Source organism: Streptacidiphilus jeojiense (assembly GCF_000719095.1).
GTDB lineage: Bacteria > Actinomycetota > Actinomycetes > Streptomycetales > Streptomycetaceae > Streptacidiphilus > Streptacidiphilus jeojiensis.
On record NZ_JOEH01000014.1, the window covers coordinates 196,418 to 216,020 of the forward strand.

General features: G+C 71.4%; 17 protein-coding genes. 7 read left to right on the forward strand and 10 right to left on the reverse strand.

Annotated features, from left to right (window positions below):
- The first annotated feature begins 100 nt into the window (after window positions 1–100).
- Entirely contained in the window at window positions 101–1,030 is a 930-nt protein-coding gene (locus IF29_RS0120015; RefSeq protein WP_030256700.1) for a helix-turn-helix transcriptional regulator, read from the forward strand.
- A gap of 79 nt (window positions 1,031–1,109) precedes the next feature.
- Window positions 1,110–1,961, forward strand: coding sequence for a class I SAM-dependent methyltransferase (locus IF29_RS0120020; RefSeq protein WP_030256703.1), 852 nt, complete (start codon window positions 1,110–1,112; stop codon window positions 1,959–1,961).
- A gap of 21 nt (window positions 1,962–1,982) precedes the next feature.
- Here the strand turns inward: IF29_RS0120020 and IF29_RS44455 are convergent, their stop codons facing one another.
- Window positions 1,983–2,798: a phosphotransferase family protein gene (locus IF29_RS44455; protein WP_030256704.1), complete on the reverse strand. Its 816-nt coding sequence runs from the start codon at window positions 2,796–2,798 to the stop codon at window positions 1,983–1,985.
- Window positions 2,799–2,835: 37 nt separating this feature from the next.
- Window positions 2,836–5,589 (reverse strand): helix-turn-helix transcriptional regulator, encoded by a 2,754-nt coding sequence (locus tag IF29_RS0120030; protein WP_051725545.1) that lies wholly within the window; start codon window positions 5,587–5,589, stop codon window positions 2,836–2,838.
- Window positions 5,590–5,922: 333 nt separating this feature from the next.
- Here IF29_RS0120030 and IF29_RS0120035 point away from each other — a divergent pair, with 333 nt between their 5' ends.
- Complete coding sequence (locus IF29_RS0120035; RefSeq protein ID WP_051725546.1) at window positions 5,923–6,345, forward strand: tautomerase family protein; 423 nt, start codon at window positions 5,923–5,925, stop codon at window positions 6,343–6,345.
- A gap of 93 nt (window positions 6,346–6,438) precedes the next feature.
- On the opposite strand, the gene IF29_RS0120040 is transcribed toward IF29_RS0120035, so the two are convergent.
- Complete coding sequence (locus IF29_RS0120040; RefSeq protein ID WP_232242217.1) at window positions 6,439–7,341, reverse strand: NmrA family NAD(P)-binding protein; 903 nt, start codon at window positions 7,339–7,341, stop codon at window positions 6,439–6,441.
- A 257-nt stretch (window positions 7,342–7,598) separates the two neighbouring features.
- Between IF29_RS0120040 and IF29_RS47760 the strand changes: the two genes are divergently transcribed.
- Complete coding sequence (locus tag IF29_RS47760; RefSeq protein WP_030256715.1) at window positions 7,599–8,000, forward strand: winged helix-turn-helix transcriptional regulator; 402 nt, start codon at window positions 7,599–7,601, stop codon at window positions 7,998–8,000.
- Here IF29_RS47760 and IF29_RS0120050 read toward each other — a convergent pair.
- Both IF29_RS0120050 and IF29_RS0120055 read right to left on the reverse strand, forming a co-directional pair.
- Window positions 7,997–9,850 carry a family 2A encapsulin nanocompartment cargo protein cysteine desulfurase gene (locus tag IF29_RS0120050; protein ID WP_030256719.1) on the reverse strand — a complete coding sequence of 618 codons (1,854 nt, stop codon included), beginning with the start codon at window positions 9,848–9,850 and terminating at the stop codon, window positions 7,997–7,999. The genes IF29_RS47760 and IF29_RS0120050 overlap by 4 nt on opposite strands.
- Complete coding sequence (locus IF29_RS0120055) at window positions 9,825–10,763, reverse strand: family 2A encapsulin nanocompartment shell protein (RefSeq protein WP_030256721.1); 939 nt, start codon at window positions 10,761–10,763, stop codon at window positions 9,825–9,827. Before IF29_RS0120055 ends, IF29_RS0120050 begins: the two co-directional genes overlap by 26 nt.
- A 187-nt stretch (window positions 10,764–10,950) precedes the next feature.
- On the opposite strand from IF29_RS0120055, the gene IF29_RS0120060 reads away from it, so the two are divergent.
- A complete protein-coding gene (locus tag IF29_RS0120060) occupies window positions 10,951–11,853 on the forward strand; it encodes a LysR family transcriptional regulator (RefSeq protein ID WP_030256723.1) in 903 nt (300 codons plus the stop codon).
- A 68-nt stretch (window positions 11,854–11,921) separates the two neighbouring features.
- Here IF29_RS0120060 and IF29_RS43745 read toward each other — a convergent pair whose 3' ends face one another.
- The 5 genes from IF29_RS43745 to IF29_RS0120090 all read right to left on the reverse strand — a co-directional run bounded on the left by IF29_RS43745 (window position 11,922) and on the right by IF29_RS0120090 (window position 17,021).
- Entirely contained in the window at window positions 11,922–13,193 is a 1,272-nt protein-coding gene (locus IF29_RS43745; protein WP_051725548.1) for a serine/threonine-protein kinase, read from the reverse strand.
- Between the two features lie 161 nt (window positions 13,194–13,354).
- On the reverse strand, window positions 13,355–14,977 hold the full coding sequence (locus IF29_RS48550; RefSeq protein WP_030256727.1) for a phospholipase D family protein: 1,623 nt from the start codon (window positions 14,975–14,977) through the stop codon (window positions 13,355–13,357).
- A 49-nt stretch (window positions 14,978–15,026) separates the two neighbouring features.
- Window positions 15,027–16,043, reverse strand: a complete 1,017-nt coding sequence (locus IF29_RS0120075; protein ID WP_030256729.1) for an SDR family oxidoreductase — start codon at window positions 16,041–16,043, stop codon at window positions 15,027–15,029.
- A 408-nt stretch (window positions 16,044–16,451) separates the two neighbouring features.
- Entirely contained in the window at window positions 16,452–16,625 is a 174-nt protein-coding gene (locus IF29_RS44460) for a CsbD family protein (RefSeq protein WP_030256731.1), read from the reverse strand.
- A 225-nt stretch (window positions 16,626–16,850) separates the two neighbouring features.
- Entirely contained in the window at window positions 16,851–17,021 is a 171-nt protein-coding gene (locus IF29_RS0120090; RefSeq protein ID WP_030256732.1) for a hypothetical protein, read from the reverse strand.
- A gap of 205 nt (window positions 17,022–17,226) precedes the next feature.
- Here IF29_RS0120090 and IF29_RS0120095 point away from each other — a divergent pair, with 205 nt between their 5' ends.
- Entirely contained in the window at window positions 17,227–17,898 is a 672-nt protein-coding gene (locus IF29_RS0120095; protein WP_030256734.1) for a PRC-barrel domain-containing protein, read from the forward strand.
- A 7-nt stretch (window positions 17,899–17,905) separates the two neighbouring features.
- On the forward strand, window positions 17,906–19,558 hold the full coding sequence (locus IF29_RS0120100; RefSeq protein ID WP_030256737.1) for an alpha-amylase family protein: 1,653 nt from the start codon (window positions 17,906–17,908) through the stop codon (window positions 19,556–19,558).
- The last annotated feature ends 45 nt before the right edge of the window (window positions 19,559–19,603 follow it).

Here is a 19,603-nt window from a genome sequence, read left to right on the forward strand (position 1 = left end):
CCCCACGAAACCGGTGCCGTCAAAGGCGGGCAAGGTCGCGTTTATGGGGGGTACAAACACAACCTGCCTCTGTCGGCCGGACCATGGGTACCGTGGGCGAATGGAAGATCCGTCCGAGAACCGCACCGGTGATCCGACCGACAACCGCTCGGAGATCCGTGACTTCCTCATCAGTCGACGCGCCAAACTCGCCCCGGAGCGGGTCGGAATGCCCACCGGCCGACGACGCCGGGTACCGGGACTACGGCGCGAGGAGGTCGCTGCCCTCGCCGGCGTGAGCACCGAGTGGTACACACGGCTGGAGAAGGGCCACATCAGCGGCGTCTCCGAGGACGTGCTGGAAGCGGTCGCGCAGGCACTGCACCTCAATGAGGACGAGCGCACCTACCTGCTCGATCTGGCCAGAGCGGCTCGCCCCGCTCGCCGCAGGCCGCACCGCCGCAAGGACGTCACGATCCCGTCTGCCGTCCAGTGGATGGTGGACTCCATGACCATGGCCCCGGCCTTCGTACGCAGCGGCCGTTTGGACATCGTCGCGAGCAACGCGCTGTGCAGGGCCTTGTACTCACCGATGTTCGACAGCGACATCACCGGCGACCGGGGCCGCGCCAGTTTCCCCCGCTACTTCTTCCTCGACCCCGGCTCCCGCGACTTCTTCGTCGACTGGGAGGACGGCGCGCGGGCCACGGTCGCACTGCTCCGCGCCGAAGTCGGACGCGCACCCCACGATCGGGCCCTGCGTGAGATTGTCGGCGAACTGTCCGTGCTCAGCCCCGACTTCCGCACCATGTGGGCCAGTCACGACGTCCGAATCCGTCACGAAGGCATCAAGCGGCTGGTCCATCCCGAAGTCGGCCGTCTGGAGATGACCTTCCGCTCCCTTGTCCTGCCCCTGCCTCAAGGGGCCGTCCACGACCTGATCATCTACACGGCGGAGCCGGGCACCCCCTCCGAGGACCGCCTCAAACTCCTCGCCAGTTGGACAGCGCCGAAGGCCTCACCGGCGGAACCGATCCGCCCGCCCCGCTGAATTCACGCGTCCAGGAGGTGGCCGTCCAGGATGGCTCCACTCATCAGGCTCCTTGGAGTCGATCATCTAGGCTGGCGCGGTGACTGATGAGCAGGAGCGGGTGCAGCCGTCGGGGGTATGGGCCACGGCGGTGGGGGTGGCCAGGGTTCGGGCGCTGGAGACCCAGCGGGAGAACGCGCTGTTCCGCGACCCGCTGGCACAGGCCTTCGCCACCGCCGGCGGCCTGTGGCCCTCCTCGCCGCCGCTGCCCGATGACGAGGCCGCACGCCGCCGCCGGCTGGCCGTGGCGTTCTCCATCGTCATCCGGACGAAGTTCCTCGACGACCTGTTGCAGCAGGCCTCCGCGTCCGGGGTCCGACAGGTCGTGCTGCTCGGCGCCGGCATGGACAGCCGGGCCTTCCGGATGGACTGGCCCGAGGGCACCCGGCTGTTCGAGGTCGACACCGCCGCGCCATTGGACTTCAAGGCTGCGGTGCTGCGCCAGGAGCAGGCCGTCGCACGCTGCGAACGGATCACCGTCGCGGTGGATCTGCGGGAGGGCTGGCCGGCCGCACTGGCCGCCGCAGGGCACGACCCGGCAGTGCCGACCGTGTGGATCGCCGAAGGACTGCTGATCTATCTGCCCGAGGACGCGGTGGAACTGCTGCTGACCCGGATCAGCGCGCAGTCGGCGGCAGGCAGTCGGATGGGGCTGACGTTGGGCTCGCGCGGCGTGATCGAGCGCTTCGGCGCGGACGCCGTGCCGGGATCAGCGGCGTCCATGTGGGTCTCGGAGATGCCCGACGACCCGGTGGGCTGGCTGGCCGGACACGGCTGGGAGGCCAGCACTCACACCCTGCGCGAACGCGCCGCCGCCTACGGCCGCCCGATCCCCACCCCGCCGCAGCGCGAGGAGCGGCCCGGCGGACTGATCTCGGCGGTCCGCCCGTAGAGCGCCTCGGAACGTTTCCGCTCAGTCCAACAGGTCCAGTAGCCGGTCCGCCTGACGTTCTGCGGTGCCGGGTGGGTTCCTGGGGTTCTCCGGATCATCGAACGACAGGAGGAACAGCCAGACGAGGGCGAGGAGTCGTCGGCAGTCCCGAAGCCTGGAGGCTTCGGCTGCGGTCAGATCGAAGTGCGCCAGGAACGAGGAGACGTCAAGGGGCGGCCCGACCCAGCTCGACACGTGCTCGGTGATCTCCGCGAGTTCGAAGGCTCGGTCGCTTCGGCCGGAGTCCTCGAAGTCGACGACTCGGACCCTGCTGCCGTCCCAGAGGTAGTTGGCGAGGTTGCCGTCTCCGGGGCCGAAGACCATGGGAACCGCAAGCTTGCTGGTTTCCATATCCGACCGGGCCAGCCAGGCGAGGCCTGCCTCCTTGCTCCGGGACACCCTTCCGCTGTCGTGACGGCCTTCCACGGCGGACCAGGTGCGGAGGTGGGCGAATAGTTCGCCCTGATGCCCGGGCCTGAGCGGGAGTTCAGCGAGTACGGTCGGCGGCAGCGCGTTGTGCAGCGCTGTGGTGGCGTCCGCGAAGGCCTTCACCTGCCGCTCGTCGAGCGCGCGGCCACGGAGGGGTGTGCCGTTCAGCCGGGACATCACGATGGTCGGCGCTGAGGCCGCCGGGTCCGACTCCCGGGGTGTGGCGGCCAGACCGGGCAGGTGGGTGTACAGAAGCGTCAGAGCACGCCACTCGCGATCGAACTGCTCCCGGCCCGTGCCCCCGAACCGTTTGACCACACGGTCCGGCCCCAGCTCGATCGCGTGGGTGCTCCACCCGTCGGTACTCATGGGAGCCGATCCTGCCAGAGATCAACTCGAGTGCTGTTCAGCTGTCGTAGTGCTCGCGTAGGGAGCGGCGGGAGTGGACGTCGAGTTTTCGGAAGACCTTGCGTAGGTGGTAGTCGACGGTGTGGGCGCTGAGGAAGAGTTGTCCGGCGATCTCGGCGTTGGTGGCTCCGCCGGCGGCCAGGCGGGCGACGCGGGCTTCCTGGGCGGTCAGTTCCTCGCCCGAGCGTCGGCGCTGGGCGTCCGGTGGCTGGACCGGGTCGCCGGCGGCGGACAACTCCTGTGCGGTGCGGGCGGCGTAGCCGTGGGCGCCCATGGTCTGGAAGAGGTCGTAGGCGGTTCGCAGCTGCTTCCTCGCTTCCTTCGTGCGCTTCTCCCGTCGCAGCCACTCCCCGTAGAGCTGGTGGCTGCGGGCGCGGTGGGCGGGGCCGCGTGTTTTCTCGTGGTGCTCGACGGCTGTGAGGTAGTGCTGCTCCGCCTCAAGTGCCGTACCGCAGCCGCTGGTCAGGGCCCGGGCGCGGGCGAGGTCCCCCAACAGGCTCGGTACCGGGGTCCGCTCGGCGAGTCCGGCCAGGAGCTGGCACAGCTCCGCTGCTCGCTGGTCCTGGCCGCAGCGGGTGGCCGCTTCGACCAGGTCCACGATGGCGAACTTGAGCGGGCAGAGGTCGTCCATGCGGCCGTCGAGGCTGAGGAGGGCGTCACGGTACCGGCCCTGGCTCAGTGCGGAGACGCAGCGGGCGTAGTCCCGGTAGATCAGTTGGTAGCCCTGGCCGGTTCGGGTGGCGTGTTCCGTCACCGCCTCGACGAGTGATGCGGTCGCTTCGGCCTGGCCGCGCCAGGCGGCGATCAGCATGCTGCCCAGGTGGAGTTCGCCGCCGCGTGCCTCCTCCAGGGCGGCACGCTGGTCGAAGTGGCGCTCCGATTCCGCCAGGTGTCCGGCGATCAGTTCGGACAGCGCGCTGTAGCTGAGGGCGAGGGCCAGTGGCATCACCGAACTCTGGCGCGTGGCCTCGGATTCCATGCGTTGGGCGAGTCGGTGGAAGGTGACGTCGTCCCCGATCATGACGGAGTGGAAGCAGGCCGGGGCCAGCAGTTGGAAGAACTCCGGGGCCGCGGCCTGCTCGGCGGTCGCGGCCGCGATCGCCTTCTGGAACAGCTGGGTGGCTTGGGCGAGCCCCTCCAGGCGCAGCGCGCTGTCGGCCTCCAGCATCAAGTCGCCTGCCTGGACCGGTAGCTCTGCCGCCAGCGGGAGGGACCGGGACGCCTCGGCCACGCTGAGGCTGGTCGCGCCTCGGGGTGCCAGGGAGTCGCTGATCTGTGCCTGGACGAGCGCCTCGACCAGGATGTCGCGCGCCGCGCGGATGTCGACGGGCCCCAACTCCCGTGCGGCTGCCAGCAGGGCGGCGGTCGCCTGGCCCGGTGCTCCGGCGAGTCGGTGGATGCGGGCCTGCACCCGCAGGGCCGTCCCGCGGTGGCGCGGGTCCTCGTTCAGCGCGGTGGCCTCGTCGAGCAGTGTCTGGGCGGCCCCCGCCGCTCCGGCGGCGACTGCGGCCTCTGCCGCCTGCAGCAGGCGTCGGGCCCGGGTCGCGGGATCGGGGGTCAGCGTCGCCGCGCGGGCGAGCAGACTCGACGCTCCGGCCCAGCCGCCGCGTACCCGGGTGCGCGCGGCCGCGCGGTCGAGCTCTGCTGCCACCGGTTCGTCGGGCCCGGTGGCCGCTGCGGCCAGGTGCCAGGCGCGCTGTTCCGTGTTGCCGAATTCTCCGGTTGCCTTGGCCAGTGCAGCATGGACCTGGACCCGGGCGGCCAGCGCGGCGCCGTAGTAGAGCGCTGAACGGATCAGCGGGTGACGGAATTTGACGCTGTCTCGGACGACGAGGAGGCGGCTGTCCTCGGCGGCCGCGACATCGTCCGGGTCGAAGCCGAGATCTGCTCCGGCCCGCCACAGCAGGGCGGGGGTGTTCGTGGGGTCGGCCGCTGCGGTGAGCAGGAGAGTGCGGGTGCGCGGTGGCAGCGCCGACGCCTCGCGCAGGTAGCCGTGTTCCAGGGCGCGACCGACCGGGATCGGGTCAGGCAGCGGGACCTCGCCGGTGAGTTGTTCGGGTCGCAGTTCCCGGGCCACCTCGATGAGGGCCAGCGGGTTGCCGCCGGTGCCGGCGACGATGCGTGCGCTGACATCGGGGTGCACGACCGACCCGACGGCGGTCTCCAGCAGCCGTGCGGCCGCTGTGACGTCGAGGCTGTCCACGGCGAGCGCGGGCAGGCCGGCCAGCGGATCGGTCGGATCGGCCGTCTCCCGGGCGGCGAACATCATCGCGGCGGAGTCCGCGTACAGTCGGCGGGCGGCGAACACCAGGACCTCGGCGGATTCGCGGTCGATCCAGTGCGCGTCGTCCACCATGACCAGCAGCGGACGGGGGTCGCTTCGGGTGCCGACCAGGGCGAGCGTCGAAAGGGCCACCAGGAAGCGGTCCGGGGGCGCGCTCGAACGCTCCATCCCGAACACCTGCCCGAGGGCCTTGCGCTGCGGTTCGGGGATCTTGGAGAGTCGCTCCAGGTGGGGCAGCAGCAGCTGGTGCAGGGCGGCGTAGCTGAGTTCTGCCTCCGACTGGACGGCGTCGAATCGCATCACCTCGAACTCCGGGTCGGCGGTGTGCTGGACGTAGTCCAGCAGCGCGGTCTTGCCGGATCCGGGTCCGCCGCGGAGCACGACCGCCGCGGCCATGCCGCGACGCGCGCGATCGAGCACGGCCCGCAGCTCGGTGCGTTCGTCGCTGCGCCCGAACAGTTCATCCACGCGCGTCGCCTCATGCCGGAGGAATGCCCCACCCAGCGAGCCGGGGCGAGGACTGGTGTCCTCCATCTTGCCCAACTCCTGGTGCTTCCTGCTGCATCTGCCGCTGCACACGCCGGGTGGGCGACGCCCTCGGCGAGTCCTGGCCGCGCGTTCCCGGCCGTGGCAGTCGTCGGGGCCGCCTGACCGCTGTCGGCTGCAGGACTACGTGCGCCACGGGATCTCTCGGCCGCCCCGTCCGGGGGACGCTTGCCGGGTGGGGAGCGCTCGGCTGCTCCGCACGCGACGGTTCACGGCACAGATCCCACATCACATCGCAGATCGAGGAGCGATCCCATGCCCATGATCGACGTGTACGCCCCCAAGGGGCTGATCAAGGACCGCAAGGGCCTGGCCCAGCAGCTCGCCCAGGCGATCATGCGCTGGGAGAAGGTTCCGATCATCCCATTCTTCTCGGACAACACCGCCGCCTTCGTCCACGAACTCGACCCCGACAGCTTCTCCACCGCCGGTGGCGGCACCGACCACGTACGCGTGGCGGTGACCACCAACGCGGGCGCGCTCGACCGGGAGCAGCAGATCGGCCTGGTCAAGGAGGTCTCGGAGCTGGTCGCGTCGGCTGCCGGCGACCCCTCGCTGGCCGAGCGCACCTGGGTCGCACTGACCGAGGCGGTCCCCGGCGGCTGGGGCATCGGCGGCCACGCCTACACCAACGAGGAGATCGTCCAGCATGTGCGGGAGCTCCTGGGCAAGGCCTGATCCCCTGGACCTGCTCGCACCCCGGGGTCGGCGAACCGCGTCGCCATCCCGCGTGCCGCGTAGTTCCGCAGCCGCATCACCACGTATCCCGCTCTAGCCCCCCGTCACCGTGACGGACTGGCTTCGGTAGGCGCCGGCGGTCACCGTGGCGGTGATCGCGGGTTCGACCGGGCGGGGCGGTCGCGGCAGCAGGGTCGCCAGGTCGGAGGAGTGGGCCCGGGCGCGGCCGGCGATCACATTGGCGAACAGGGAGAGGGCGTGGGTGATCTGGTAGGGCTCCAGGCCGCTGCCGGACAGGGCCGAGCGGGTCTGCGCCAGTGAGGCGGGCTGGTAGTCGACCGGTCGGCCGAGCGCCCCGGTCAGGATCCGGGCGATGTCGGCCCCGCCGACGGCGGTGTCGCCCTCCAGTTCGTAGACCCGGCCCGCATGGCGGTTGGCTCCCCCGGCGGCGAGGTCGCGCTGCGCCTCGTCGGCGACCCGCACGGCCGCGTCGGCCAGGTCCTCCTTGACCACGACCGAGACGCTGCCGTCGCCGAGCGCGGCGCGGAACACCCCGGTGGTCGCGGTCTGTGCCGCGGCCGCTGCCGCCAGGCCGACCGGGACCTCCGAGTACAGGCCGTTGCGCAGGATCGTCGTGCTGAACGGCCCTGCGGCCAGGCGGGTCTCCGTCCAGCGGTGCGGCAGGGCGATGGTCATCGAGTCGCCGGACGATCCCAGGCTGGTGTAGATCACATGGCGCACGCCCGCGGCCGCCGCGGCGTCAGCCATGGCGCCGTGACGGGCGATCACCACGTCGTCCTCGGCGTATCCGGCGGAGACGGCCACCAGTACGTCCACGTCCCGGAATGCCGCGGGCAGCGATGCGGGGTCGTCGAAGTCGACGCGGCGGACGGTCCTGCCGTCGCCGGTGCGGGTGCCCGCCACGACCTCCCGCCCCGCGACGCCGCGCAGGCCCTGCAGGATCAGGCCGCCGAGGCTGCCGGAGGTACCGGTCACAAGAATCACTGAGAACAACTCCCCTACGGATGTGCGGTGCTGACGGCACCGACCATCCGCCGGCCGGGCCGGCCCGGGAAGCAGGCACTTCGCAGTCCGTCACGCCCACCGCGGTAACCCTGCAGCCAGGGGCGGTCGTCCCGGCCCCGGGTGTGACCGGCGTCTCGCAGCCCGGACCCCCGAGCCGCCGTCGGGGAATCAGGCTCCGGCACCGGACGTTGACGGCACGACGGATCGCCGAACCCCGGAGGGACACGTTGAGCACCATCACGGAAACGCCGGTACACGAGCTCGCTCCCGACGTGTGCGAGGACGACTGCGGCATCCGCGACGTCCTGGACCGGCTCGGCGACCGGTGGTCGGTCCTGGTGATCGTCGTGCTGACCAAGGGCACCCGGCGCTTCGGCGAACTGCACCAGACGATCCCGGGCATCTCCCAGCGGATGCTGACGGTGACCACCAAGCGGCTGGTGCGCGACGGCCTGGTCGAGCGCACCGTCTACCCGACCATTCCGCCGCAGACCGACTACCGCCTCACCCCCACCGGCCGCAGCCTCGCGGCGGCGATCACCGCTCTGGCCGACTGGTCGCGCGAGCACAAGGCCGGAATCGCCGCCTCCAGGCAGCGCTGGGACGCCGACCACCCCGGCGGGATCTAGCGCCGGAACGACGGGCCCCGGCGGGCTGCGAGTCGGTGTACGGCGGCGATCAGGGTGTCCACCTCCTCGTGGGTGTTGTAGAAGGCGAACGAGGGGCGGACGGTGGCTTCCAGGCCGTAGCGGCGCAGGATCGGCTGGGCGCAGTGGTGGCCCGAACGCACCGCGATGCCCTCCTCGTTGAGAGCGGTGCCGACCTCGCTGGGCTGGTAGCCGTCCAGGACGAACGAGACGATGCTCGCCTTGTGCGCGGCCGTGCCCACCAGCCGGAGTCCGGGAACGCCGCGCAGGCCTTCGGTGGCGTGTTCGAGCAGGGTGTGTTCGTAGCCGGCGATGTTCGGCAGGCCGATGCGCTCTACGTAGTGGATGGCTGCGGCCAGTCCCACCGCGTCGGCGATGTTGCCGGTGCCGGCCTCGAAGCGGCCGGGCGGGGGCTGGTAGCTGGAGTGCTCGAAGGTGACGTCGACGATCATGTTGCCGCCGCCCTCCCACGGCGGCATCGACTCCAGCACCTCCCGTTTGGCGTAGAGCACCCCGATCCCGGTGGGCCCGAACAGCTTGTGGCCGGAGAAGACCAGGAAGTCCGCGTCCAGCGCGGTGACGTCGATCGGCAGGTGCGGCACCGACTGCGCCGCGTCGACCAGGACGCGGGCGCCGACCCGGTGCCCGGCCTCGATGACCTGCTCGATCGGCACGACCGTGCCGAGCGCGTTGGACATCTGGGTCACCGCGACCAGCCTGGTGCGGTCGGACAGCAGCGCGGTGTACTCGTCGAGCAGCAACTGCCCGTCGTCGTCGACCGGGATCACCTTGATCACCGCACCGGTCTGCTGCGCGAGCATCTGCCAGGGCACGATGTTGGCGTGGTGCTCCAGGTGCGAGATGACGATCTCGTCGCCCGCGCGGATGTGCCGGGGTCCCCAGGCCTTGGCCACCAGGTTGATCGCCTCGGTGGTGCCCCGGACGAAGACGATCTCCTCGCTGGAGCCCGCTCCGACGAACCGGGCGACGGTCTTCCTGGCGCCCTCGTAGGCGTCCGTGGCCCGGGCCGCCAGCTCGTGCGCCGCCCGGTGGATGTTGGAGTTCTCCCGCGAGTAGAACTCGACCAGCCGGTCGATCACCGCGCGCGGCTTCTGCGTGGTCGCGGCGTTGTCCAGCCAGATCAGCGGACGGCCGTTGACCAGCTCGGACAGGATCGGGAAGTCCCGGCGGACGGCACGCACGTCGAACGCGGGGTGCGGGTCGAGCGGCAGTCCGGCAGGTGCACCGGCGGGGACATCGGGCACAGCGGGTGCTGCGGTTGCCTGGGCGAAGTAGTACGGCGCGGTCGTGGCCGACGGCGCCGGCTCGGGATCGGGTTCGGGCTGGAAGAGGGGTGGCAGCCCCAGGTGACCGAAGCCGGGGAGCTCCGGCGGCTCCGCGGGGTACCCGGGTGCCTCGTTGAGGAAGTAGTAGAGCCCGGGGCCGGCCGAGAGCTGGGCCGGCGCGGCCGGCGCGGGCCCGGGGACCACCGGCAGGGCCGGCAGCTCCGGGGTGGGTCCGGCCAGGCCCGGCGCGTTCGCCGCGTAGGTGGCCGGGGCACTGGTCGGGGGCGGTCCCGACGGCGGGCTCATCCCCGCGGTCGGCGCGGGAGGAGGCGGGTCGGCGGCCGGCAGGCCGGTCGGCGCCGGCCACCCCGACGGTCCGTCAGCAACCGCAGCCTGCGCGCCGGCGACCTCCGCGCCGGCAACCTCCGGGCCGCTGGCCTGTCCGGGCAAGGCCCGGAAGAACTCCCCGGCCATCCGGCTCAGCGTCGCCTCGTCCGGCAGCCACGCCGGCGCGGCTTCGTCAGCGGTAGGTGGGGGCGTAGTCATGGATCTTGTCCACCTCGACGTCGTCGAGCACGGCCAGCGCGTCCTCGGTGAGCACCGCGAGCGAGCAGTACAGGGAGATCAGGTAGGAGGCGATGGCGCTGCGGTCGATCTGCATGAAGCGCACCGACAGGCCCATCCCCTGCTCCCCCGAGAGCCCGGGCTGGAACAGTCCGACCACGCCCTGGCGCGACTCGCCGGTGCGCAGCAGCAGGAACTTCGTCCGGCCGTTGACCAGCGGGACCTTGTCCGAGGGGATGATCGGCAGGCCGCGCCAGGTGATGAACTGCGAGCCGAACATGCTGACCGTCGCCGGCGGCACGCCGCGCCGGGTGCACTCCCGGCCGAAAGCGGCGATCCCCTCCGGGTGGGTGAGGAAGAAGGCCGGCTGCTTCCACACCTTGGTGATCAGGGCGTCCAGGTCGTCGGGGGTCGGCGGGCCGGCCAGGGTGGAGATCCGCTGGGTGTCCGCCACGCTGCTGAGCATCCCGTACTCGGGGCTGTTGATCAGCTCGCCCTCCTGATGCTCCTTCACCGCCTCGATGGTCAGCCGCAGCTGCTGTGCCGTCTGGTTGTGCGGGCTGGAGTAGAGGTCGGCGATCCGGGTGTGCAGGTCCAGGACCGTCTGGACGGCCTTGAGCCGGTACTCCCGGGGCTCCTGCGAGTAGTCGACGAAGGTGTCGGGCAGCGGCGACTCGTCGTTGGTGTCGCACTCGATGCGCACCGACTCGGGATGGACGACCTTGTTCACCCGGTAGATGCCTGCCTCGACCGGCACCCAGGACATCAGGTGCACCAGCCAGCGGGGCGTGATGGAGGCCATCTGCGGAACGGTCTTGGTGGCGTTCGCCAGGGTCCGCGCCGCGCTGTCGCTCACCGACATCGATTGCGACGGTGGATTCACAGCCGTGGTCATGCAGCTCTCCTTTTTCCGCGCCCAGGGGGCAGGCACGCGTAATGAGGGGGCGAGCTCGTCGACGGTGCGACGGTGGTGCGCGGTCGAACTCACTCGCACCAACTTTCGCACTCACCCTCCCAGTGACCCCGGTAACGGTCCAATGCGTGTTTTCGAGGCTGTCATCGAAGCGGGCTATGATTCGCGAATGATCGACTTGAGTCGGTTGCGCGTCCTGGTCGCCGTCGCCCGTGAAGGTTCGGTCACCGCGGCCGCCGAGGCGCTGCACTACGCCCAGCCGTCGGTGAGCCACCAGCTCGCCAAGCTCGAGGCCGAGGTCGGCGTGCCACTGCTGCAGCGGATGGGTCGCGGCATCCGGCTCACCGAGGCCGGCCGACTGCTGGTGGAGCGCGCCGAGTCGATCCTCGCTCAGGTCGAGTCGGTGCACGCGGAGTTGGACGAGCTGGCCGGCCTGGGCACCGGCCGGGTCCGGCTGGCGGCCTTCCCCTCGGCGCTGGCCACCCTGGTGCCGCTGGCGGCGGCCCGGGTCTCGGCCCAGTACCCCGGCATCGAACTCACCCTGGTCGAGGCCGAACCGCCGGAGGCGCTCAGCGCCCTGCGCAACAACGACGTCGACGTGGCGCTGATCTTCGAGCACGGCGATCCGCCGCAGCGTGATCGCCGCGACACCACCATGACGCCGCTGCTCGAGGAGCCGTTGTACATGGTCACCCCGGCCGACCGGTCCTGGGACGGCCCCCGGGCGGAGTTGGCCACCTATGCGGAGACCCGCTGGATAGCCGGGTGCGAGCGCTGCCGTGAGCATCTGGTCGCCGCCTGCGGGCGGGCCGGCTTCTCGCCGATCGTCGAGTTCGAGACCGACGACTACGTCGCCGTCCAGGCGCTGGTCGCGGCCGGACTGGGGGTCAGCCTGCTGCCCGGGCTCACCCTGCGCGCCAACCGGCACCCGGGGGTCAGGCTGGACCGGATCCCGGGGATGCGCCGTCAGGTCGTCGCCGCCGTGTACGGCAAGCCGCCCGCGCCCCAGCCCGCCCAGGTGCTCCTGGACGCCCTCATCGCAACCGTCTCCGAACCGGAGTGGCCGTCCTGACGGTCCGTGGGTGACTCTGGGGTCTCCGTCGCGCCAGTCGCTCCGTCAGCCGTCCTCGGACGTCGCCTTCAGCCCTTCTTCTGGGCACTTTGGCCTGGATCCTTCACCTTGGACTTGGGTTTCTTGGTCTGGCCGTACGAGGCGCTGGCGCTGCCGGAGGCCGAGGCCGAGGGGGACGGATCCGTCGCGGACGGTGGCGCGGCCGAGGTGCTCTGCCGGGCCGCGGAATGGCCCGTCACCGACGCTGGATGCCCGCCTGTGGGACCTGCCGTGACGCCGCCGGCCGGGGCCGAGGACTGGTGGGCGGCAGGGTGCTGCGGAGCGCCACCATGGGTGGCGACGATGCCCGCGAGCACGCCGCCGATCACCAGTGCGCCGACGACGGCGAGCGGGCCCCGTCGCCGCCGGGACCCGTGGTGTGGAGTAACCGTAGGACGCGCGGCCGCGACCGCGGTCAGTGGCACGGACGGAGCGCCCGACGACGGCCCGGGCGCTGCCTCCGGCCGCCCGGTGCGGCGCAGGCTCTCGGCCAGCAGTGCGCTGCATTGCTCGGCGGTGATGCGCTCGTCGGGGTTGATGCGGGTCATGAGTTCCAGCAGCTGCGTCAGCGCCCTGGGCAGTCCGGTGGGGATGGCGGGCGGGCGGCGCAGGCGGGCGATGGCGGCCTCGACCGGGGTGCCCGCGTACTCGCGTCTGCCGGTCAGGCATTCGATCAGGACCAGGCCCAGGGCGAAGACGTCCGCGGTGGGTCCGGCGCGGCGTCCGCGTACCTGCTCCGGGGCCAGATAGGCGGCCGTTCCCATCACCGTTCCGGTCCGCGTGCTGCCGGCGGTGTCCACCACGCGGGAGATCCCGAAGTCGGCCAACCGTGGTCGGCCCTCCTCGTCGAAGAGGATGTTGGCGGGCTTCACATCGCGGTGCACGACGCCCTGGCTGTGCACGTACTCCAGGGTCCGGGCCAGGTCCGAACCGATGCGCAGGGTCTCGTCTGCCCCTCGTGGGCCTCCGCTGACCAGGGCTGCGGACAAGGACGGTCCCGGCAGGAGTTCCAGGACCAGGTAGGGGCCCTGCGGGGTGTGTCCGTAGTCGAAGATCCTCACCAGTCCCGGGTGGTCCAGCCGGGCCAGCAGGCGTGCCTCGACTTCGAAGCGGCGGACCAGATCGCTCTCGGCGTCGGACCGGAAGACCTTGATCGCGACCTGCCGTCCCAGCCGCTCGTCCAGCGCCTGGTGCACCGTCGCTGCTCCGCCGCGCCCGAGGATGCGACCGAGACGGTAGCGGCCGGCGAACAGGTTCGCCCCGCTGAGGTGGAAGTCGCCGTCCCAGACGGGCAGGGTCATCGCGGTCTCCTCGGTCCTCGTCCGCACGAGGACGTCGTGTCCGGTTGTCAGCGGGAGACGCCGCTCCGCGGTGGTCCCGCTCGAGTGCCACGCCTACCCCGCCCGCTGCGGCCCATGTCCCGGCGTTCCGCAACCACGGCCCGGCGTGGGCACAGCGGTTCTCAGAAGGCGTCGTTGCGGCGCAGCGCGCGTGGGCGGCCGTCCGGGTCGGCGACGAGTCGCTGCAGCGGGGTGCTCAGCAGGGTGGCGGTCCGCGAGAGTCGCGGGGTGCGGTAGCGGCGCAGCCGTCCGGGTGGGCGCGGGCCGGTGCGGCCGCCGGCGTGCCAGGCGTCGAGGGCGGCGGCCGAGTCGGCGAAGGCGCGGAAGGCCAGTTCGGGGTCGCACAGCAGGTCGGAGCGCTGGTCGCCGAGGGGCAGGTCGAGGTGTTCGCGGGCCAGGGTCAGCCGCAGGTCGCGGGCGTAGACCCGGGCCCCGTCGCCCAGGCCGCCGGGGTCGGTGGGCTCCCGGGGATCGGGGGTGCTGTCGAGTACGGCGCAGCTCAGCTCCGAGTCGTGGGTCCAGGAGCGGCGGTTGACGTTGTCCGAGCCCACCGCGGCCCACACGTCGTCGATGACGCACACCTTGGCGTGGACGTAGACGGGGGTGCCGGCGTGGTTCTCCACCCCGTACACCGCGAAGCGCTCCCCGCCTGCGCTGCGCAGCAGTCGCAGGGCCTCGACGCGGCCCAGCAGGTTCATCGGACCGGTCATCCGGCCGTCCTGGTCCGGTTGGAGCGGGATCACGGCGATCATCCGCAGTCGTGGCTCGCGGGCCAGTGCCTCGGCGAAGCTCGCCACGATCGGGGCCGACCACAGGTACTGGTCCTCCAGGTGGACCAGTGACCGTGCCCGGGCCAGGGCCTTGCGGTAGCCGCGGGCGATGCTGCGCTCGCCGCTCGGGGCGAAGGGGTAGCCGTGGCGCATGGCCGGATAGGTCCGCAGCAGCTGCACCGTGTGGGGTCCGCCGTCCACCGGGGCCGGGTCCGGCGGTTGGGGCGGAAGCGGGTCGGCGACGGTGTCCTGATGGTTCATCACCTGGCGGACGCGCCCCGGCAGGCTGCGGCTGAGCGGGGAGGGGTCCTGCCAGCGCTCGCGGAAGACCGCCTCGACGTCGCCGACGGCCGGACCGCGGATCGCCAGCTGCAGGTCGTGCCAGGGTGGCCGGGGACCGTAGTCGGCGGCCATGGGCTGGGCGTGCGGATCGCCGTCGTGATCGGCGTCGTCGCGTCGGCTGTGGCACAGGTCGATACCGCCGACGAAGGCGATGTCGTGCTCGGGGCGGTCGGGGTGGCGCAGCACCACGAACTTCTGGTGGTGCGAGCCGCCGGGGCGCACCCTCATGTCGAGCAGGCACTCGCCGCCGGCCGCCTCGATCTCCTCGCCCAGGTGACGGTTCTCGCGTTCGCTGAACTGGAACCGGTCCAGGTGCGAACGCCAGACCAGGCCCTTGACCACCACGCCGCGTTCGGCCGCCCGGCAGAGCACCTCCCCAACGGAGTCCTTGTCGTCCAGGGGTTCGTCGGGGTCCCCGCGCCAGTCGGTGAACAGCAGCAGGTCACCGGGCCGTTGGGCCTGGACGGCGTCGATCAGCGCGGCGAAGTAGCTACGGCCGTGCACCAGCGGGCGCACCAGGTTGCCCCGGCTCCAGGCGGCGCCGTCCTCATGCCGGGCGTCGATGCCGGTCGCGGGATTGCCGCGTTCGGCCGCGGTCAGCAGCCAGTCCTCAGGTTCCTTGGCACGTCCCATGGCAGGCGCCTTCCCCCTTTCGGTGACGTCAGGCCCTCGACGCATCGGTTCAGCGTCGCGCTCGGAGCCCTGCGGCGGCTGCGACCAGGAGGCCCGCGGCGGCGAGAGCGAGGGCGCCGTGGTGCTGGGAGGCCCACAGTTGGGGGCTGCGGGAGGTGGCCCGGTCGTCGAAGCTGCCGTGTGCGGTGTAGTCGTGGCCGTCCTTGCCGTCGGCGGGCTGCCAGAGGTTGGTGGGGTGGTCGGGGTTCTGCGGCCGGTCGTCCTGCTGGGAGGAGAAGCCGGTCCTGGCCAGGTAGCGGTCCAGCAGTCCCGGAGCCACGGCGTTGGCGATCAGGGTGCCCATGGTGCTGCCGCCGACCCAGTATTCGCGGCGCCCGGGGTGGTCGGCCGCGTACACGACGGCGCGGGCGGCGACCTCGGGTTCGTAGATCGGCGGGACCGGCTGGGCAGGCTCGGGCAGTCGGGAGAGCACCCAGTCGAACTGCGGGGTGTTGACGGCGGGCATCTGCACCATGGTGGTGCGCACGGCGCTGCGCTCGTGCAGCAGTTCGCAGCGCAGGGCTTCGTTGAAGCCCTGGATCGCGTGCTTGGAGCCGCAGTAGGCGGTCTGCAGCGGGATGCCGCGGTAGGCCAGCGCCGAGCCGACCTGGACGATCGTCCCGGCGTTCCGGGGCTTCATCCGCGTCAGGGCGGCCATGGTGCCGTAGACGTAGCCGAGGTAGTTGACCTCGGTCACGCGCTTGTACTCGGCGGCTGTGATCTCGGTGAAGGGCGAGAACACCGAGGTGAACGCGACATTGACCCAGACGTCGATCGGGCCGAGCTCCTCCTCGACACGTGCGGCGGCGGCTTCGACCTGGTCGGGGTCGGCCATGTCGGTGGCGATGGCCAGCGGCCGGCCGCCCAGGCGCTCGACGTCCTCGGTCGCGCCGGCCAGGCCGGCCTCGCCCCGGGCGAGCAGGGCGACCTTCGCACCCCGGGCCGCGAAGGCCTGTGCGGTGGCGCGGCCGATGCCGCCGCTCGCGCCGGTGACCACGACGACCTGTCCGGACTGCGGTGTACTCATGGGCTCTCCTGGGATAGTCGCTGAGCGGGCCCGGTCACAGCGGTCGTCCCGGGCCGATGCCGGTCGGCTACCCCTTGCAGGCACGATCAGTGCAGGATGCTGACGGCCCGTGCGATCACCAGCAGCGAGGTGAGCAGGGCGGCCACGCTCTGCACGCTCATCAGGAGCTTGGCGCGGGTGGACAGCGGCATGGTGTCCGTGGGGCGGCCACCAGCAGACCTCGGCCCCACCGACGGCGGGACCGGGGACCAGAACTGACGACGGGGTAGGACACCGCGCCTCCGGTCGGTGCCCTGCCGACCGGAACGACCGGAAGACGGAGCGCACGGGCCGCAGGACGCACAGGTGGCCCCTCGGTCTACCGAGGGGCCACCTGATGGAACCGCGAACGGAACCAGACGCACGGGCTCAGTCCTTGAGCGCGTCCTTGGCCTTCTCGACCGCCTGCTTGGCGTCGCCCTTGACCTGGTCGCCCTTGCCTTCGGCCTGCAGACGCTCGTTGCCGACGGCCTTGCCGGCCGCCTCCTTGACCTTGCCCTTGAGCTTGTCCGCCATGTTGCCGGCCTTGTCCTCGGTGCCCATGTGCCGCTCCCGTCGTTCGTAGGTCGTCTCTTCTCCACAGCGCCTACCCCTCACTTCCGGGGGCACACGGACAAATGAAGGAAACATCTCCGCGAGCAGATCCTGGGCCGTCCGGCCGGATTCCTTTCCGGATATTCAGACAGCCACGAACTTTGTGCCGGTCATGCTGATGCGCCGCCCCGACGGGGGCGGCGCATCAGGAATTGCGAGGGGCCAGGAAGCGAGCTACCAGCGGTACCAGCGGCCGCGACCACCGCCGGAGCCCGCACCGCGGAACACGAAGCCCAGCGCCCACACGACCAGCACGATGATGGCGATCCACCACAGAATATGAACCGCGAAGCCCACGCCACCCAGAATCAGGGCCAGCAGCAGAACCAAAAGAAGTGCACCCATTGTTTATCATCCTCCTGGCCAGCGTGTGCCCCCGCATCGACGCACCAAACAAGCGCCCTTGCCGACGTCGATGAGAACTCGAGGCCACGAAAGAGCAATAGGGACCCGGTCGGTCGCCGCAGGTGTCCGACTCCGTCGACCGGGAAGGCGATCCGTCGCGCCGGTGCGGCGCGACGGATCGAGGCGTGGAGAGAAGGAAGCCCAAATGGATGCCTCCTATGCGATCGGCGAGCCGGTCAGCTGCAGCGACGGTGAGTGCGGACGACTGGACCGGGTGCTGCTGGACCCGGTGGCGCTCAGGCTGACCCATCTGGTGGTGGATCCCGGGCACGACGTCAGCCGGCTGGTGCCGGTGGACCTGGTCGACGAGAGCCGCGAACCGGGGGGCGCCGGCGTGCTGCTGCGGTGCGACACCCAGGCCTTCCGGATGCTGGAACCCGCCGAGGAGACCGAATTCGTACCGGCTGACGAGGACACCCTGGGGTTCGGCGCCGACCAGGTGATCCTGTGGCCCTACTACGGGCTGGGCGCGGGCACCGCCGGCATCGGGGCACCGGGGCTGCTTCCGGTCCTGGGCGCCGGCGTAACCGCGCCGACGACACACGAACGGGTCCCCAGCGGTGAGGTCCAGATCCGGCGCGGCCAGCGGGCCGAGGCCACCGACGGGGAGGTCGGCCACGTCCAAGGACTGGTGGTCGACCCGGAGGACCAGTGCGCGACCCATGTGCTCCTGCAGGAGGGGCACCTGCTGGGCAGGAAGACCGTGGCCGTTCCGATCACCCTGGTGACCAGCGTCGGCGACACCGTCCGGGTACACGTGAGCAAAAAGGAACTCGCCGACCTGCCACCGGTCGACGTCGACTCCGGCCACCCCTAGGAGCAGCATGATCGGGCACTGGTACAAGCAGGCAGTGGTCTACTGCGTGGACGTCGACTCCTTCCAGGACTCCGACGACGACGGCGTGGGCGACCTGCGCGGCCTGATCAGCCGGCTGGACCACATCACCCGGCTCGGCGCGACCTGCCTGTGGCTCAACCCGATCCACCCCTCGCCGATGCGCGACGGCGGCTACGACGTCACCGACTTCTACAACGTGCACCCGAGGCTGGGCACCCTCGGCGACTTCGCCGACCTGCTCCGCGCCTGTGCCGACCGGGGTATCCGGGTGATCATCGACCTGGTGGTCAACCACACCTCGGACCGCCACCCCTGGTTCCGCTCGGCCGTCGCCGACCCCGGGTCGCCCTACCGCGACTGGTACGTCTGGTCCGCCGACGAGCCCACCGACCGCAGGCAGGGCATCGTCTTCCCCGGCGAGCAGGACGAGACCTGGACCTGGCAGGAGGAGGCCGGTGCCTGGTACTACCACCGCTTCTACGACTGCGAGCCCGACCTCGACATCGCCAACCCGAAGGTCCGCGAGGAGATCAAACGGATCGTCGGATTCTGGGCCCAGCTCGGGGTGGCCGGCTTCCGGGTGGACGCGGCACCCTTCGTGATCGAGCTGACCCGCCCTGATGTCCCCGACCCGGAGGAGGACTGGGCCTTCCTGACCGAGCTGCGCGAGCACCTCTCCTGGATCCGCGGTGACGCCGTCCTGCTGGCCGAGGCCAACGTCCCGCCGGACCGGCTCGTCGACTTCTTCGCCGACGCGGGCGGCTCCGACGACCGGATGCACCTGCTGTTCGACTTCCCGCTCAACGGCCGCCTGCTGCTGGCCCTGGCCACCGGGGAGTCCGCGCCGGTGACCGAACTGATCCGGAACAGCCCCCAGCTGCCCGGACCGGCGCAGTGGGCGACCTTCCTGCGGCTGCACGACGAGGCCGACCTCAGCCGGCTCGAACCCGCCCAGCGCAAGGCCGTCTTCGCCGCCTTCGCCCCCGACGAGTCCATGCAGCTGTACGGCCGCGGCATCCGCCGCCGGATGGCCCCGATGCTGGGCGGCGACCAGCAGCGGCTCCGCCTGGCCTATGCGCTGATGCTGTCGCTGCGTGGCACTCCGGTGATCCGCTACGGCGAGGAGATCGGCATGGGCGAGGACCTGCGGCTGCCCGGACGCGAGTCCATCCGCACCCCGATGCAGTGGTCCCAGCACCCGGGCGCCGGCTTCAGCGGAGCTCCGCGCCGCGGCCACTCCCCCGAGCTGATCAGGACCGGTCCCTACAGCTACCACTCCGTCAACGTCACCGAGCAGCGGCGCAATCCGGACTCGCTGCTCTCCTTCCTGGAGCGGGCGATCCGGATGCTGCGCGAGTGCCCGGAGGTGGGCCGGGGCAGCTGCCGGGTCATCGACGCCGACCTGCCGGCCTCCGTCCTCGCGCACCGCGCGGACTCCCCCACCGGCGCCGTGCTGTTCGTCCACAACCTCTCCGACCAGCAGGTCACCCTGGACCTGGGGCTGCTCGACGGCACCGGCCCCGACTTCGGCGAGGTCTTCGGCGACCGCCGCTACCAGGAACCCGAACCGGAGCTGAGCGGGCTGGAACTGGGCGGGTACGGCTTCCGCTGGATCCGCCTCAGCCGCACTGCGGCATAGCCGGACAGTCAGTTCACCGCGTCCTCGGCCACGGCGAGGAGTTGT